We start from the raw sequence: 18,177 nt of genomic DNA on the forward strand, positions 1-18,177 counted from the left end.
TTCTAAGATTTTTTCTCAAATTTTCACTAAGACTAATAAAAAATATTTAAATGTGACTTCAACATTGGTAATATATCGCTACGTATAAGTTAAATTTAAGTTATTGTTATCTATATATTACCCCCTTGCTTATAGTTGTTTATAAGAAAGGGGGTAAATATTATTATAAATTCATAATAAAAAAACAAGTTTTTGGATATTATTGTTATATATATATGATAGCAATGTGGTATAATAAATAACACTAAATATTTATATATGTATGCAATTAGGGATGATGGCCCAGTAGATAAAGTGAAACTGATATGTTGAAAGGGGAATATAAATAATGGAATTAGAGATAGGCAAAGTGTACCATGGATTTAAGTTATTAGAGAAAAAAGACTTAAATGAAATTAAGTCGGTTGGTATATTGTTTGAGCATGAAAAAAGTGGGGCTAGACTACTTTATTTAAAAAATGATGATGATAACAAGGTTTTTTCCATAAGTTTTAGAACCCCACCAGAAAATAGCACAGGAGTTCCACATATATTAGAGCACTCAGTATTATGTGGTTCTAGAAAATTCCCTACAAAAGAGCCTTTTGTAGAGTTAGTTAAGGGATCATTGAATACATTTTTAAATGCATTTACTTTTCCTGATAAAACTATGTATCCTGTAGCAAGTATAAATGATAAAGATTTTAGAAACTTAATGGATGTGTATTTAGATGCAGTTTTTTATCCTAATATATATAAGCATCCAGAAATCCTAATGCAAGAAGGATGGCATTATGAATTAGAAAATAGCAACTCGGAAATCACTTACAAAGGTGTAGTATATAATGAAATGAAAGGGGCTTTTTCATCTCCAGAATCAATACTTTTCCGAAAGATATCAGAATCCTTGTTTCCAGATACTCAATATGGGGTTGAATCAGGTGGAGATCCCGATGTAATTCCAAATTTGACTCAAGAAGAGTTTTTATACTTTCATAAAAAACATTATCATCCATCTAATAGTTATATTTATCTATATGGTGACATGGATATACAGGAAAAATTAAAATTTATAGATGAAGAATATTTGAAAGATTTTAATAGAGTTGATATAAGCTCTAAAATATCCTTCCAAAAGGCCTTTAATGAACAAAAAGAAAGGGTTATTCAGTATCCTATATCTAGTTCAGAAAAAGAAGAAGATAAAACCTTTTTAAGTATGAACTTTGCTGCTGGAAGTGCTACTAATGATGAAATATACCTAGCTTTTGATATACTTGAGCATTTGCTGCTTGAAACTCCATCTTCACCTTTAAAGAAAGCATTAATCGATGCTAATATAGGAAAAGATGTATTTGGGTCCTTTGAAAATAGTATACTTCAGCCCATGTTTAGTATAGTAGTTAAGAACTCAAATGAAAGCGAGAAGGAAAGATTTAAAAGCATAGTAATAGAAACATTACAGAAGCTTGTCAACGAAGGTATTGATAAGAAACTTGTGGAGGCATCTATCAGTATAAAAGAGTTCCAATTAAGAGAAGCAGATTACCATGGGTATCCTAAGGGGTTAATATATGGAATGAAATGTATGGATAGTTGGTTATACGATGAAAAACCTTGGATACACTTAGCTTATGAAGATACTTTAAAAAAGATAAAAACGGCTCTACAAACCAACTATTTTGAAAATCTTATTGATAAATATTTACTAAAGAATACCCATAGTTCAATACTGGTTGTGAAACCAGCAAAGGGTTTAACGGAAGAAAAAGAAGTTGCGTTAAAGAAAAAGTTAGCTGATTTTAAGGCTAGTCTTTCAGCAGAACAAATACAAGAAATAGTAAAAAATACTGCTAAGCTTAAAGAAAGACAGGTAACTCCTGATAGTGAAGAAGATTTAAAGAAAATTCCGTTATTATCTATAAGTGACATTGATATTAAGGCAAAAGAATTACCTTTAGTAGAAAAGACAGAACAAGGTATTAAAGTACTCCATCATCCTATATTTACAAATGGTATTGCATATGTAAATCTGTATTTCGGAACAGAAACAGTTAAACAGGAACACATACCTTATATATCCTTACTAAGCACTATATTAGGAAAAGTAAGTACAGAAAAATACTATTATGAAGACTTGTCAAAAGAAATAAATATAAATACAGGGGGGATTAGGTATAGTTCTCAAGCATACTCAGAGAAAGGTACTGATGAAAAGTTCCATCCTAAATTTGTTATAAGGTCTAAGGTATTAACTGGTAATATTCCTAAACTTACAGAATTAATAGGCGAAATAGTTGGTCATACTAAGTTTGATGATTATAAACGTCTAAAAGAAATAATACAAGAAACAAAATCTCGTTTAGAAATGATAATATTTGATAGAGGTCACGTAGTAGCTGCAAACCATTTATTTTCATACTTTTCTCCATTAGGCAAATATGAGGATATACTTAGTGGTTTATCATTTTATAAATTTATAGTAGATTTAGAGAAAAATTTTGATAAAAAATCTAAAGAGATAAGTGAAAACCTGAAAAATGTTGCCAAAACTATTTTTAATAAAAATAGACTAATAGTGAGTGTCACTATAGAGGATAAAGATTATCATGTATTTACACAAAACTTTGAAACAATTTATAAAGAGTTAAATGCTGATAAGATAAATTCAGAACAATATACCTTTGAATTAGGCAGAAAAAATGAAGGACTCATGACTTCAGGAAAGGTACAATATGTCTCTAAAGCATATAACTTTATAAAACTAGGGTATCAATATAGTGGTAGCTTACAAGTTCTAAGGACTGTAGCTAACTATGATTACTTGTGGAACAATGTGAGGGTTCAAGGTGGAGCTTATGGAAGTTTTTCAGCATTTCAGAGAAATGGAAACATGTTCTTTACTTCATACCGTGATCCAAATTTAAAGGAAACTTTGAGCATATACGATGGTGCAGGAGAATTCTTTAAGAATTTTGATGCAGATGGCAGACAGATGACTAAATATATTATAGGAACTGTTTCAGACTTAGATACGCCTTTAACTCCATCAATGAAAGGTGAGAGAGCAGCAGAAAACTATATTAAGAAGTTAACTTATGCTGATATTCAAAAAGAGAGAGAAGAAGTTATAAATACTACTGTAGAAAATATAAGACAATTCGGTGATATGATATCAGATGTTATGAAGCAAGATTATGTGTGTGTACTAGGTAACGAAGAAAAAATAAAAGAAAATAAAAACATATTTAATCATCTTGTGGATGTATTTGAATAAAGGTTGGGGTGTAAAACGAAAACTTAAATTATAATTTTAGTTTTGCGCTATGCCCCTTAGAGCATATAAGAAATGGCAAGTGTAAAATACACTTGCCATTTAATTTTAGTGCTTAATTTTATAAAGCATGATTTTCTTTATTGCTAGCTACATTACTATTCCAATTTTTTTGCCAGTTTCTAATGCTTTCGTAAATTATTAATACAAGCATTACTACTAAAATCATAGATAACACTGCTAGTAGGTTTTTGTGAGATGGTATATAGTTTATGAATATATTAGTAATTTCTGCAGTAAGTGCTACTACTGATATAAAGACCATAGGGATTATTGTGATTGGTACATATTTTTGTTTACCCATTTTGATTATTATAGTAGTACCTATAGCTAAGGCAATTGCGGCTAAGGTTTGGTTGGCTGTACCAAATAGAGGCCAAATAGTAGATATATTACCTGTATATAATAAGTAACCCCAAGTAAATGACATAAGGAAACTAAATAATATAATGTTAAACCAGGAATCCTTCTTTTCAAAGGGTTTATAGAAACGGCTTAATAAATCTTGGAAAAGATACCGGCCAATTCGTGTACCTGCATCTATAGTAGTTAAGATAAATAGTGCTTCAAACATTATGCAAAAATGATACCAGTAAGCCATTAAGCCTTTGAGTCCAGGAAGTTTATAGAATACATATGACATACCTACAGCCAGTGATACAGAGCCACCAGGTCTACCAGCTAGATTTTCTCCAACCATTTGTGACAGCATAGGGAGCTCTTCGGGAATCATACCTAGCTTGGCAAATACTGCAGGAGCTGAATTTATAGCAAAATAATCAGCGGTTGGTAGACAGGTTGCAGCAATTAGTGCCATTAGTGCTATAAAGGATTCTATAAGCATTGCGCCAAAACCTATAGGAAGTATATCTTTTTCATTTCTGATTAGTTTAGGGGTAGTACCAGAGCCTATTAGTGAATGGAATCCAGATAAGGCACCACAGGCTATAGTGATAAACAAAAATGGGAATACTTTACCTGGAATAATAGGACCACCGCCATTTATGAATTTAGTTACTGCAGGCATTTGTATTGTTGGTCTAACAAATATAATACCTAATACAAGAAGACCTATAACACCAAGCTTCATATATGTGCTTAGATAGTCTCTAGGGATAAGTAGTAACCATACGGGAAGAACAGCGGCACAGAAACCGTAGAAAGCTAAAATTAGAGACATTTGTTTCACATTAAAAGTTAAGTAAGGAGCTAGAAATGTATGTTGAATATATGGACCAGCAATAACACCTACTAAGATAAGAGCCATACCAATAACTGTAGCCTCAGCTATTCTACCTGGTCTTATAAATTTAAGATATATACCAATGAAAATAGCAACAGGAATTGTAAATCCAACGGTAAATGTTCCCCAAGGGCTGTTGTAAAGTGAGTTAACAATTGGTAATCCAAGCCCTGCCATTGTTATAATTAGTATAAATAGAACTGCGATGGATGTAATAAAGCCCATTCTTTCACCAAGATTTGTCCTCGCAATTTCAGCGATGGATTGGCCATCATGTCTAACTGAAGCTAGTAATACAACTATATCGTGGACAGCACCAGCAAATACGCCTCCGATTAGTATCCAAAGAGCTCCAGGTAAGTAACCAAACTGGGCTGCTAAAACAGGTCCAATTAGTGGGCCCGCACCAGCTATAGCTGCAAAGTGATGTCCTAGTAATACCCACTTGTTAGTAGGTACATAATCACGACCATCTTCATGTATCTTTGAAGGGACTGCCCTAGTTTCATCAAGAGCTAATACTTTTGCTGCTATAAAGGCACCATAAAATCTGTAACCTAGAACTAATATTAATGCACCTACAATTACCAGTACAATAGAATTCATTTATAATTCCTCCTTTTAAGTAAATTTGGTGAAACCTTAAAGTACATATTTAATAAAGTAAATGATTATTTTTAAACTGGTTAACCGTTTATAATACAATAATATTATTTGTTTTCTGAATTTAGTATAATATTTGGCTGAATGGGTGGAATTTAACAGTAAACAGTAAAAATTCAACTTTGTTTGACAGTAATGTTATAAAATTATTTAAATATTTTTATTTTGTTATATAATATATAAGGAAAGAATATTTTAAAATAAGAATACAAAAAATTTTTAAACATGAATAATAATATTAAAGAACTTTATTCATGGTTTAATGGAACATATAAACTAGTAATGAATAATAGAAAATTAAAATGGTTGCTTGGAATTTAGATTAAATTTTATTCAGTAGGAGGAATAATGATATTATGGTAAGCTTATTTACAGATAGGCTATTAATCTACGTTGACAAAATTGATGAACAGCACGAAAAAATATTTAAAGTTGTAGAAAAGCTTCAAAAAGCATGTTCTAGTCAAGGTAATAAGGAAGAATTAATAGAGCTATTTAATGTTTTGAAGATTTATATGAAAGAACATTTTGAAGAAGAGGAAAGGTATATGGTTCAATACGCATATCCTCATTATGGAGAGCACAAGGAAAACCATAATATATTCGCCAGAAAAATGAGTGTGTTAGAAAAAACAGTTAGTCTGGATTATATATCCCTTGCTAAGATAGTTGAAATTAATGAATTTATTTCAGAAGGCTTTATTACACATATTTCTGACGTGGATAGTAAGCTTGGAGAGTATTTACAGGATAAACTGTAATGGAGATACTAGCAATTGTTTAATTGACATCTATATTATTAACGTTTAATATGGATATATAATGAAATCTAAGAAACTTTTTAAGTAAAAGAATATAAATCAAAATTATATTCTAATAGATTGTTAAATGGTGGTGATACCATGAAAAAGGTTCTTATTGTTAACGATTGTAAATTTGAAAGTGTTATCATGAAGGATTTCTTAATGGACTCAGGCTATAATGCGGATACTGCTAACGAGTATGACGTATTAAATAAGATAAGTTTATTCCAACCAGACATAATAATAGCAAATCTAATCATGAAAAACACTAGAGGCCATGAACTTATAGAAAAAATAAAAATAAAAAATCCTGAAATAGTATGTTTACTTTCCTCATGTGATCCTATAAAACTTCGAGATTTTACCCAAAATAGAGTTGATGAAGTTATACATACTCCCGTAGATAAATCACATTTGATAGAAGCAATAAATAGGGCCTTACATAAACATGAAAAAGTCATTTTAAACGAAAAGAATACAGACCAAATTTTTAGAAACTTAGATTTCAAAAGATTTAATTACATAGAAAATAGTAAAGAACATAATAAAGAAAACAATAGAGAAGACAATAAAGAAATTAATGATAGAGAAATTAAATTTGCATTTTGTCCATATTGTGGACATAAGCTAGATGCTAAAGATAACGGTTTTGCATTTTGCCCATATTGTGGACAAAGGTTAAGCAACTAACAGTAGGGATATAAATTAAGTAAAGCTATGAATTAAAAATATAGGGTCATAGCGCGAAACTTAAATTATACGCAGGGATATGTTGCAAAAACTGAAAGCACATTTAAAAATTTTTTTATCAGTCTTAGTGAAGTGTTTTAGACTGATAAAAAATTTTTAACGTGCTGAAGTTTGGCAACGTATCCGGTCGTATGATTTAAGTTTCTACCGCGAGTCCCCCTATACACTTTTTAATACATAGCTTCCTTACACTAAGCTTTCCCATTCTTCATAAAGAGAATCTATTTTGTTTTGGGCATCCAGTAATTGTTTGTTTACTTCACCACTTTTTTCAGGACTTGAATAAACTTCTTCTAAACAAAGTTGACCTTGAAGCTCCACAAGAAGTTCTTCTAAAGTTGAAATTTCACTCTCTATGCTTTTAATTCTTATCTTTTTATCTTTTTCTGCCTTTTCTAATTCTTTCTTTTTCTTCTTTTCATTCTGAATTTGTGTTTTAGTTCTTCCTAAGTTTTCTTCTTCTTGTTGGAATCTTAGTGGGTTTTGTTTTTTATCTATATAATAAGAGTAATTTCCTAAATATTCTTTCATGCCATCAGCATTAAGTTCATAAATTTTCTGTACAACTTTATTTAAGAAGTATCTATCATGCGATATGACAAGGACAGTACCATCATATCCTAAAATAGCCTCTTCTAAAGCTTCACGTGACATTATATCAAGATGATTTGTTGGTTCATCAAGTAATAAAAAATTAGATTTAGAAAGCATGAGCTTTAGTAGATTAATTCTACATTTTTCCCCACCACTTAAAGATGATATGCTTTTGAATACGTCATCTCCTGTAAATAAAAATGCCGCTAATGCATTTCTAACTTCAGTAGTAGTAAGCTCTGGAAAATGATCCCAAACTTCATCAATAACTGTCTTACTATCATTTAAGTTGGATTGCTCTTGATCATAGTAACCTATAAATACATTTTTTCCTAATACGGATATGCCTGTATCAGGATTTAACTCATCCATAATTATTCTAAATAAAGATGTTTTACCTCTTCCATTTTCTCCTATAAGAGCAGTTTTGTCTCCTCTCTTTATATCTAATTCTACATTAGTAAATAACTTCTTTTCACCAAAGCTTTTACTTAAGTTTTCAATGTGGAGAACGTCGTTACCACTCTTTATTTGAGTTTCAAATACTACATTTCTTATTTTATTTTCCTTGTCTGGAGCTGATATTCTTTCAATCTTATCTAAAGCTTTTTGCCTACTTTCAGCAGCTTTTATACTTTTTTCTCTATTAAAGGATCTATATCTCTCTATTATTTCCTCTTGTCGTTTTATTTCAGCTTGTTGTAGGGTAAAGGCTTTTAATTGTATCTCATAATTTTTTTCTTTTAAATCCAAATAGGTAGTGTAGTTCCCATTGTAGCAGTTCACATGTCCGTTAATAAGTTCAAAGGTTTTATTAGTAACTGCATCTAAGAAATATCTGTCATGTGAAATTAGTATAATGGTGCCTTTGTATGCATTTAAATATTCTTCTAACCATTCTATAGCATCCAAGTCTAAGTGATTTGTAGGCTCATCTAGTAGTAATATTTCAGGTTTAATTAAAAGAAGCTTACAAAGGGCAACCCTAGTTTTTTGTCCGCCGCTTAATATTTCTATAGGTTTATCAAAATATTCTTCAGTAAATCCTAAGCCTTTAAGGACCTTACTTATTTCAGCTTTATAAGTATATCCTCCGCGATTAGTATATAATTCTGAATAAGTTGTATAATCTTTTATAATTTTATTGTGATATTCCTCTTTGGAGGAATCATAAGGTTCATTCATTAGAAGCTCTAACTTATTAAGTCTATTTTCAATTTCAAGTAAGTCTTTAAATACAGAAAGCAGCTCTTTATGAATTGTATTTGAAGAATCCAAAGATAAATGCTGAGATAAGTATCCTATAGTCCTACCTTTATCGATAAAAAGTTCTCCTGAATCATAATCGCATTGATTAGTAAGTATTTTAAAAAGTGTAGATTTACCAGCTCCATTAGGGCCTATAAGTCCAACTTTTTCACCATCATTTATATTAAAGGTTATGCTTTCTAATATAACATCTATTCCATAACTTTTGTGTATATCTTTACAACCTAAGACTATCATTGTTTCACCTTCCTTAATCATATAATATTGTACTATGAATAAAGAATTTTTTATAGAGTTATTTAATAAATTAAAACAATTGAAGAGGGTTTACAGTGAAGAGGCTTATATAATATATAAGAAGAATAATAAAAATAGTATTAATCACATAAAATATAGTTAAATAATAGTATAAAAAAAAACATAAAATTATCATTGAAGGATTTTATATACAGAAAACTATAACATTTTACAATGAATATAAAATTAATGTATAATATTATCATATAATACTAAATAAGAGGTGCGGTATGGATAAGAAAAAAAATATATCAATGGCTGTAATAAAAAGATTGCCTAAATATCATAGATATTTAAATGAATTAATGAAGAATGATGTAGATAGAATATCATCAAAGGAATTAAGCGAAAAAATAGGTTTTACGGCTTCACAAATAAGACAAGACTTAAATTGCTTTGGTGATTTCGGACAACAAGGTTATGGATATAATGTAAATGAGTTATATAACCAAATAAAAAATATTTTAGGTCTTACAAAAACATATAAAACAATATTAGTGGGTGCAGGGAACATAGGGCAGGCTATAGCAAACTATACAGAATTTGAAAAGTTTGGATTCGAGGTAAAGTCCATATTTGATATAAATCCCAAAATAATAGGAATTACTATAAGGGGAATAGAAATAAAAGATATAGACTACTTAAGTGATTATGTAAAGGAAAATCCTACGGATATAGGAATAATATGTGTTCCAAACAACAATGCTCAAAAGGTATGTGATATTTTAACTAAAAACGGCGTTAAAGGTATATGGAATTTTGCACCAGTGGATTTAGTGGTGCCTGAAGATGTTAAAGTTGAGAATGTTCATTTGAGTGACAGTTTGTTAACACTAAGTTGTCTATTGAATGACATAGAATAATAAACTACATTTAGATAAAAAATAAAAATCTATGTAATCAGCTAATAAGTATTTAAATATTAAGTATTTGTTAGCTTTTTAAGATAAATTGGAAGAAATTGGAATTGAAGTATATGATTTACAGGTATATAATAATAATTGAAGTACAAAACTTCAATTATTTTTTTGTATTTGTTATAATATTAACAATTTTTTGTTAACGTTGTAGCAGCTAATTAAATAATAGTTCATGGGGGAGGATAATATGGAATTTAAAAACATAACCCTTGAAAAGGAAGGAAAGATTTCCTTAATAACAATTAATAGACCTAAGGCACTTAATGCATTGAATTCAGAAACTTTAAAAGAGCTAGGTTATGCAATTGATAACATAGCTGAAGATAAGGAAGTACTGGCAGTAGTGCTGACAGGAGCTGGTAAAGCTTTTGTTGCAGGGGCAGATATAACTGAAATGAAGTATCTTAACACCGTTGGCGGAAGAAGTTTTGGAATATTAGGAAACAAAGTTTTTAGAAAGTTAGAAAATTTAGAAAAACCAGTTATAGCAGCAGTTAATGGATTTGCTTTAGGTGGTGGATGTGAAATATCAATGGCTTGTGACATAAGAATAGCTTCAGCAAAAGCTAAATTTGGTCAGCCAGAAGTTGGTCTTGGAATAACTCCTGGATTTGGAGGAACTCAAAGATTACCAAGACTTGTTGGTGAAGGTATGGCAAAAGAACTTATATACTCAGGAAAAATAATAGATGCTCAGGAAGCTTTAAGAATAGGACTTGTTAACAGAGTTGTTGAACCAGAACAATTACTAGATGAAGCAAAAGCTTTAGCAAATACCATAGCAGCACAAGCACCAATAGCTGTAACACTTTCAAAAGCAGCTATAAGCAAAGGAGTGCAAACTGATATAAATACTGCTTTATCATATGAATCAGAAGTATTTGGAGAATGTTTCGCAACAGAAGATCAAAAAGAAGGTATGACAGCTTTTGTAGAAAAAAGAGATAAAAACTTTAAAAATAGATAGGAGGTAACAATAAATGGACTTTACATTGACAAAGGAACAACAATTAGTACAACAGATGGTAAGAGAATTTGCTGAAAGTGAAGTTAAACCATTAGCGGCAGAAATAGATGAAACAGAAAGATTTCCATTAGAAACAGTAGAAAAGATGGCCAAGTATGGCATGATGGGTATTCCATTTTCTAAAGAATACGGTGGAGCAGGTGGAGATACTCTTTCATATATATTAGCAGTGGAAGAGCTATCAAAGGTTTGTGGTACTACAGGAGTTATACTTTCAGCTCATACTTCTCTGTGTGCTTCATTAATAAGTCAGTTCGGTACTCCAGAACAAAAAGAAAAATATTTAATACCACTTGCAAAGGGTGAAAAAATAGGAGCATTTGGTTTAACAGAACCGAATGCAGGAACAGATGCTGCAGGACAACAAACTGTAGCTGTTCTTGAGGGAGACCATTATGTAATAAATGGTTCAAAAATATTCATAACAAATGGTGGGGTTGCTGATATATTTGTTATATTTGCAATGACTGACAGAAGCAAAGGAACAAGAGGAATAACAGGTTTCATAATTGAAAAAGGCTTCAAGGGCTTCTCCGTTGGAAAAGTCGAAAATAAATTAGGAATAAGAGCATCTTCAACAACAGAACTTATATTTGAGGACATGATAGTTCCAGCTGAAAACATGATTGGAAAAGAAGGAAAGGGCTTTGGTATAGCAATGAAAACTCTTGATGGAGGAAGAATTGGTATAGCAGCTCAAGCTTTAGGTATAGCAGAAGGTGCCTTCGATGAAGCTAAAGCATACATGAAAGAAAGAAAACAATTTGGAAGATCATTAGACAAGTTCCAAGGCTTATCTTGGATGATGGCGGATATGGACGTGGCTATTGAATCTGCTAGATATTTAGTATACAAAGCTGCGTGGCTTAAAGATCAAGGACTTCCTTACACTGTAGAAGCTGCTAGAGCAAAACTTCATGCTGCAAATGTAGCAATGGATGTAACAACCAAAGCAGTTCAGTTATTCGGTGGATACGGGTATACAAAGGATTACCCAGTAGAAAGAATGATGAGGGATGCTAAGATAACTGAAATCTACGAGGGAACTTCACAGGTTCAAAAACTGGTTATTTCGGGAAACATTTTCAAATAATAAGGAGGATTTAGAACAATGAATATAGTTGTTTGTTTAAAACAAGTTCCAGATACAACTGAAGTTAGAATAGATCCGAAAACAGGAACTCTTATAAGAGAAGGTGTTCCATCAATAATAAATCCAGATGATAAAAATGCATTAGAAGAAGCATTAGTATTAAAAGAAAATACAGGTGCTAAGGTTACTGTATTAAGTATGGGACCTCCGCAAGCAGAAGCAGCTTTGAGAGAAGCTATAGCTATGGGAGCTGATGAAGCAATTCTTATAACAGACAGAGCCTTTGCAGGAGCTGATACTCTAGCTACTTCAAATGCACTAGCAGGAGCACTAAGAAAATTAGACTATGATATAGTGTTTGCAGGAAGACAGGCTATAGATGGAGATACTGCTCAAGTTGGACCTGAAATAGCTGAACATTTAGGAATTCCTCAAATTACTTATGTAGAAAAAGTGGATATTGATGGAGATTCATTAAAGGTTAGGAGAGCATGGGAAGACGGGTATGAAGTGATAAGCGTAAAAACACCAGTTCTTTTAACAGCAATAAAAGAATTAAATCAACCAAGATATATGCACATAGCTAACATATTTGAAACCTTTAAGAAAGAAGTAAAGATATGGAGCACAGCTGATATAGATGTAGATAAATCTCTTCTAGGACTTGCTGGATCACCAACTAAAGTTAAGAAATCATCAACTAAGGAAGCTAAAGGACAAGGAGAATTAGTTAACCAGCCACCAAAGGAAGCAGCAGCATATGCAGCTCAAAAATTAAAAGAGAAACACTACATCTAATATTAGGAGGGAATTATAATGAATATAGCAGATTACAAAGGTGTATGGGTATTTGCTGAACAAAGAGACGGACAACTACAAAAAGTTTCACTAGAATTACTAGGAAAAGGCAGAGAGCTTGCAGATAAACTAGGAGTAGAATTAACAGCACTTCTTCTAGGAAGTGATGTAGATGATATAGCAAAAGAATTAGTAGCTTATGGAGCTGATAAAGTAATATATGCAGACAGCCCATTATTAAAGCATTTTACAACAGACGGATATACAAAGGTTGTATGTGATATAGCAAATCAAGTAAAACCAGAAATAATATTAGTAGGAGCTTCCTTCATAGGAAGAGACTTAGGTCCAAGAATAGCAGCTAGACTTGCTACAGGACTTACTGCGGACTGTACATCTCTTGATATAGATCCAGAAAACAAAAATTTGCTTGCAACAAGACCGGCATTTGGTGGAAATCTAATGGCCACAATAGTATGTGCAGATCATAGACCACAAATGTCCACAGTAAGACCAGGAGTATTCGAAAAATTAGCTAAGAATGAAACTAGAGAAGGTGAAATCCAAAAGGTAGCTGCTAAGATAACTGATACAGATATAAGAACAAAAGTAGTTGAGGTAGTTAAAGTAGCTAAAGATGTTCTAGATATAGGAGAAGCTAAGGTACTTGTAGCAGGGGGAAGAGGTGTCGGAAGTAAAGAAGGCTTCAATACATTAAAGGAACTTGCAGAAGTACTTGATGGAACAGTAGCAGGATCAAGAGCTGCTATAGAGAATGGATGGTTAGAAAAGGATTATCAAGTTGGTCAAACAGGTAAAACAGTTAGACCAAATTTATATGTAGCTTGTGGTATATCAGGAGCAATACAGCATTTAGCTGGCATGCAGGATAGTGATTATATCATAGCTATAAACAAGGATGCAGAGGCTCCAATTATGAAAGCTGCTGACCTTGCTTTAGTTGGAGATTATAAGAAAATAGTTCCTGAACTTATAGCTCAAATTAAAGAATTGAGTAGATAGCAAATGTAAAGAGCTAAAGCAGAAACTTAACTTATACTCCGGAATATATTATGATACTTCGTCATGTTAAATATTTTTAATTAGTCTAAAGCTCGAATTTGAGAAAAAGCTAAGAACTTTGATAAACTCGTACCTCAAACATATCTAAAGTTCTAAGATTTTTCTCAAATTCTCCCTAAGACTAATAAAAAAATATTTAAATGTGACTTCAGTATTCATAATATATTCCTACGTATAAGTTAAGTTTCAAGCTTAAAACTCTATACAATAATAAAAAGGTAAAATAATAAATAAATTATATAAAATAGGGGGAATATCTCGTATGAAAAAAGTATGTGTTCTTGGAGCAGGCACAATGGGAGCTGGAATAGCTCAGGCTTTTGCAGCTAAAGGATATGAGGTAGTATTAAGGGATATTAAGGAAGAATTTGTTGAGAGAGGACTTATAGGCATAAAGAAAGGTCTTTCAAAATTAGTAGCTAAAGCAAAAATTACTCAAGAAGATGCAGATGCTCTTGTGGCTAGAATAACAGCAACAACTGACTTAAATTTAGCAGCTGATTGCGATTTGATAGTTGAAGCAGCAGTAGAGAATATGGAAATAAAGAAGCAGATATTTAGGGAACTTGATAAGATATGCAAGGCGGAGACTATACTTGCATCAAATACATCATCACTTTCAATAACTGAAGTTGCAGCTGCTACCAATAGACCGGATAAAGTTATTGGCATGCACTTCTTTAACCCAGCTCCAGTTATGAAGCTTATAGAAATAATAAGAGGAATGGCTACTTCACAAGAAACTTTTGATATGATCAAAGAGTTATCTTTAGCTATAGGTAAAGATCCTGTTGAAGTTGCAGAAGCTCCGGGCTTTGTTGTAAATAGAATATTGATACCAATGATTAATGAAGGTGTTGGAATATTAGGAGAAGGAATAGCTACTGCAGAAGATATAGATAAGGCTATGCAGCTTGGTGCTAATCATCCAATGGGACCTCTAGCTTTAGGAGATCTTATAGGATTAGATGTATGTTTAGCTATAATGGATGTTCTATATAAAGAAACTGGAGATACAAAATATAGAGCACATTCATTATTAAGAAAATATGTAAGAGCTGGATGGCTTGGAAGAAAGACTGGAAAGGGATTCCACAATTACGCAAAATAACACAAAAAACCATTGAGATATTCTCAATGGTTTTTTTATATATATCGACAAATTTATCATTTTGATATATAATTTTTGAAATATAATTTTTGAAATATAATTTTTGAAATATCTAATATATTATGAAACTCTAGTATGTTATAATTTAGGTTGAAGTATAAAGTTATTTATTTTAAAACATATTTTACAGGGGGTAACAAAATGTACAAAATACTTGCAAAGAGAATCTTGGCACCTAATATATTTCTAATGGATATAGAAGCACCGAGAGTAGCCAAGTCATGTGTGCCAGGACAATTTATTATAGTTAAGATGGATGAAAAAGGTGAAAGAATACCTCTTACAATCTGTGATTATGATGGGGCAAAAGGAACAGTAACTATAGTATTTCAAACCTTAGGTGGGTCAACTAAGAAGATGGCTTCATATGAAGTTGGAGATTTTTTTACTGATTTTGTAGGACCACTAGGACAACCTTCAGATTTGGTACATGAGGATATAGAAGAATTAAAGAAGAAAAATATAGTTTTTATTGCTGGTGGTGTTGGAACAGCGCCGGTTTATCCACAAGTTAAATGGCTTCATGAAAACGGAGTTAAAGTAGATGTTATTGTAGGCTGCAAGTCAAAGGAACATCTATTGCTTGAAGATGAGATGAAAAATGTATCTAAAAATTTATATGTTGCCACTGATGATGGAAGTTATGGATATAAAGGATTAGTTACAGACGTTCTAAAGAATCTTATAGATAACGAAGGAAAGAAATATGACCACGTAGTTGCGATAGGACCAATGATTATGATGAAATTTGTAGCTAAACTTACTAAGGAATATGGCATAAAGACTATAGTAAGTTTAAATCCAATAATGGTTGATGGAACAGGAATGTGCGGAGCTTGCAGAGTTACAGTAGGTGGAGAAGTAAAATTTGCCTGTGTTGATGGTCCAGAATTTGATGGACATTTAGTAGAGTTTGATGAAGCAATGAGAAGACAAGCTATGTACAAGAGCGAAGAAGGAAGAGAAATTCTTAAGGACGAAGAAGGAGAAACTCATCATAGAAAAGGCTGTGGCTGTGGAGGTAATGAATAATGGATAGAATGAAAAGAACACCAATAAGAGAACAAGATCCAAAGGAAAGAGCTATAAACTTTGAGGAAGTTTGTTTAGGTTATACTAAAGAAGAAGCTATGCAAGAAGCTTCAAGATGTTTAAATTGTAAAAACCCAAAATGTGTGGGAGAGTGTCCTGTTTCTATAAATATACCAGAGTTTATAGGTAAAGTTAAAGATGGAGAACTTGAGGAAGCAGCTAAAATCATAGCCAAATCCAGTGCATTACCTGCAGTATGTGGAAGAGTATGTCCTCAAGAAAGTCAATGTGAAGGAAAGTGTGTACTAGGTATAAAAGGAGAAGCTGTAGCTATAGGTAAGCTTGAAAGATTCGTAGCTGATTGGTCTAGAGAAAACAATGTAGATTTATCAGAAACAAAACCTAAAAATGGTAAAAAAGTTGCTGTAATAGGAAGTGGTCCAGCAGGACTTACTTGTGCAGGAGACTTAGCTAAACTTGGATATGATGTAACCATATTAGAAGCACTACACGAAGCTGGTGGAGTTCTTGTTTACGGAATACCAGAATTTAGACTTCCAAAGGATACAGTTGTTAAGCATGAGGTTGATAATGTTAAAAAGCTTGGTGTTAAAATAGAAACTAATGTAATAGTTGGTAGAACTATTACTATAGATGAGCTCATAGAGGAGGAAGGCTTTGATGCTGTATTCATAGGTTCTGGAGCAGGACTTCCAAAGTTTATGGGGATACCTGGAGAAAACCTAAATGGAGTTTTCTCAGCAAATGAGTTTTTAACAAGAAATAACTTAATGAAAGCCTTCAAAGAGGACTTTGATACACCTATAAGAGTAGGAGCGAAGGTTGCTGTTGTAGGTGGAGGAAACGTTGCTATGGATGCGGCAAGGACTGCGTTAAGACTTGGAGCAGAAGTACACATAGTATATAGAAGATCAGAAGCAGAGCTTCCAGCAAGAGCAGAAGAAGTACATCACGCAAAGGAAGAAGGAGTAATATTTGATGTACTTACAAACCCAATAGAAATTGTGGGAGACGAAAAAGGTTGGGTTAAAGGCATGAAATGTGTGAGAATGGAGCTTGGAGAGCCTGATGCTTCAGGAAGAAGAAAACCTGTGGTAGTTGAGGGATCAGAGTATATAATGGATGTGGATACAGTAATTATGTCTCTTGGAACATCACCAAACCCATTAATATCTTCTACAACTAAAGGTTTAGAAATAAATAAGTATAAATGTATAGTAGCAGAAGAAGAAACAGGGTTAACTTCTAAGGAAAAAGTATATGCTGGTGGAGATGCAGTAACTGGTGCTGCTACTGTAATACTTGCTATGGGAGCTGGTAAGAAGGCTGCTAAAGCTATTGACGAATATCTTAGTGCTCAATAGAGTATTTGTATGTAGAGGGTGCACGGTAGAAATTTAACTTATACTCCAGAATATGCTGCCAAACTTCGGCGCATTAAAAGCTTTTAATCAGCCTAAAGTTCGTGTTTTTGAAAATCTAAGAATCTTTGATAAACTCGTACCTCAAACATATCAAAGCTCCTAAGATTTTCAAGAAACACTTCACTAAGGCTGATAGAAAAGCTTTTAAAAGCGCCATCAGTTTTGGCAGCATATACCTAATCCCAAGGCATAGTAGCCGTTAACTTTCTGCTTATAAAGCGATGGTTTTAAGGTTAACAGAGAATAGATAGAAACCATGTTTAGTTAGATGAATTTATAACTAAACATGGTTTCTTATTTTTCAAACAGTGTATGGAAGCAGTGTGTATTTATGAAACAAAGCATTAAAAGATTTTTAAAACAAATTTTAGTAACCTTTTATAGGGTTCCAAAGTAGAAACTTAACTTATACGACCGAATATGTTGCCAAACTTCAGCACGTTAAAAACTTTTAATCAGTCTAAAGTTCGTGTTTTTGAAAATCTAAGAAACTTTGATAAACTCGTACCTCAAACATATCAAAGCTCCTAAGATTTTCTAAAAACACTTCACTAAGACTGATAAAAAGTTTTTAAATGTGCTTCAGTTTTGTCAACATATTCCTACGTATAAGTTAAGTTCTGATAAAAGTTAACCTTAAAGCACTTCATTGCTTTTTGAATTAGAGACAGTAACT

At 32.2% G+C, this 18,177-nt stretch carries 13 protein-coding genes; 11 read left to right on the forward strand and 2 right to left on the reverse strand.

What is annotated here, in order from left to right:
• Nucleotides 1-328 precede the first annotated feature (328 nt).
• Nucleotides 329-3,256, forward strand: a complete 2,928-nt coding sequence (locus HGI79_RS06280) for an insulinase family protein (RefSeq protein ID WP_185649814.1) — start codon at nt 329-331, stop codon at nt 3,254-3,256.
• Between the two features lie 118 nt (nt 3,257-3,374).
• Here HGI79_RS06280 and HGI79_RS06285 read toward each other — a convergent pair whose 3' ends face one another.
• Nucleotides 3,375-5,162, reverse strand: coding sequence for a carbon starvation protein A (locus HGI79_RS06285; RefSeq protein ID WP_185649815.1), 1,788 nt, complete (start codon nt 5,160-5,162; stop codon nt 3,375-3,377).
• Nucleotides 5,163-5,575: 413 nt separating this feature from the next.
• On the opposite strand from HGI79_RS06285, the gene HGI79_RS06290 reads away from it, so the two are divergent.
• Nucleotides 5,576-5,980 carry a bacteriohemerythrin gene (locus HGI79_RS06290; protein ID WP_185649816.1) on the forward strand — a complete coding sequence of 135 codons (405 nt, stop codon included), beginning with the start codon at nt 5,576-5,578 and terminating at the stop codon, nt 5,978-5,980.
• Between the two features lie 141 nt (nt 5,981-6,121).
• Nucleotides 6,122-6,712, forward strand: coding sequence for a response regulator (locus HGI79_RS06295; protein WP_185649817.1), 591 nt, complete (start codon nt 6,122-6,124; stop codon nt 6,710-6,712).
• A gap of 246 nt (nt 6,713-6,958) precedes the next feature.
• Here the strand turns inward: HGI79_RS06295 and abc-f are convergent, their stop codons facing one another.
• Nucleotides 6,959-8,872: a ribosomal protection-like ABC-F family protein gene (abc-f, locus tag HGI79_RS06300; protein ID WP_185649818.1), complete on the reverse strand. Its 1,914-nt coding sequence runs from the start codon at nt 8,870-8,872 to the stop codon at nt 6,959-6,961.
• A gap of 290 nt (nt 8,873-9,162) precedes the next feature.
• On the opposite strand from abc-f, the gene HGI79_RS06305 reads away from it, so the two are divergent.
• The 8 genes from HGI79_RS06305 (at nt 9,163) to gltA (ending at nt 17,441) form a co-directional block, all read left to right on the forward strand.
• Nucleotides 9,163-9,795: a redox-sensing transcriptional repressor Rex gene (locus HGI79_RS06305; RefSeq protein ID WP_185649819.1), complete on the forward strand. Its 633-nt coding sequence runs from the start codon at nt 9,163-9,165 to the stop codon at nt 9,793-9,795.
• A 244-nt stretch (nt 9,796-10,039) separates the two neighbouring features.
• Nucleotides 10,040-10,819, forward strand: coding sequence for a short-chain-enoyl-CoA hydratase (locus HGI79_RS06310; protein WP_185649820.1), 780 nt, complete (start codon nt 10,040-10,042; stop codon nt 10,817-10,819).
• A 13-nt stretch (nt 10,820-10,832) separates the two neighbouring features.
• Nucleotides 10,833-11,972, forward strand: a complete 1,140-nt coding sequence (locus HGI79_RS06315) for an acyl-CoA dehydrogenase (protein ID WP_185649821.1) — start codon at nt 10,833-10,835, stop codon at nt 11,970-11,972.
• Nucleotides 11,973-11,990: 18 nt separating this feature from the next.
• The gene (locus HGI79_RS06320; RefSeq protein WP_185649822.1) at nt 11,991-12,770 is read left to right on the forward strand and encodes an electron transfer flavoprotein subunit beta/FixA family protein; all 780 of its coding nucleotides are present in this window, start codon (nt 11,991-11,993) and stop codon (nt 12,768-12,770) included.
• Between the two features lie 18 nt (nt 12,771-12,788).
• On the forward strand, nt 12,789-13,793 hold the full coding sequence (locus tag HGI79_RS06325; RefSeq protein ID WP_185649823.1) for an electron transfer flavoprotein subunit alpha/FixB family protein: 1,005 nt from the start codon (nt 12,789-12,791) through the stop codon (nt 13,791-13,793).
• Between the two features lie 322 nt (nt 13,794-14,115).
• Nucleotides 14,116-14,964: a 3-hydroxybutyryl-CoA dehydrogenase gene (locus tag HGI79_RS06330; protein WP_185649824.1), complete on the forward strand. Its 849-nt coding sequence runs from the start codon at nt 14,116-14,118 to the stop codon at nt 14,962-14,964.
• A gap of 201 nt (nt 14,965-15,165) precedes the next feature.
• Nucleotides 15,166-16,056, forward strand: coding sequence for a sulfide/dihydroorotate dehydrogenase-like FAD/NAD-binding protein (locus HGI79_RS06335; protein ID WP_185649825.1), 891 nt, complete (start codon nt 15,166-15,168; stop codon nt 16,054-16,056).
• Nucleotides 16,056-17,441: an NADPH-dependent glutamate synthase gene (gene gltA / locus HGI79_RS06340; protein WP_185649826.1), complete on the forward strand. Its 1,386-nt coding sequence runs from the start codon at nt 16,056-16,058 to the stop codon at nt 17,439-17,441. Before HGI79_RS06335 ends, gltA begins: the two co-directional genes overlap by 1 nt.
• The last annotated feature ends 736 nt before the right edge of the window (nt 17,442-18,177 follow it).

The organism is Clostridium sp. DJ247 (assembly GCF_014231265.1).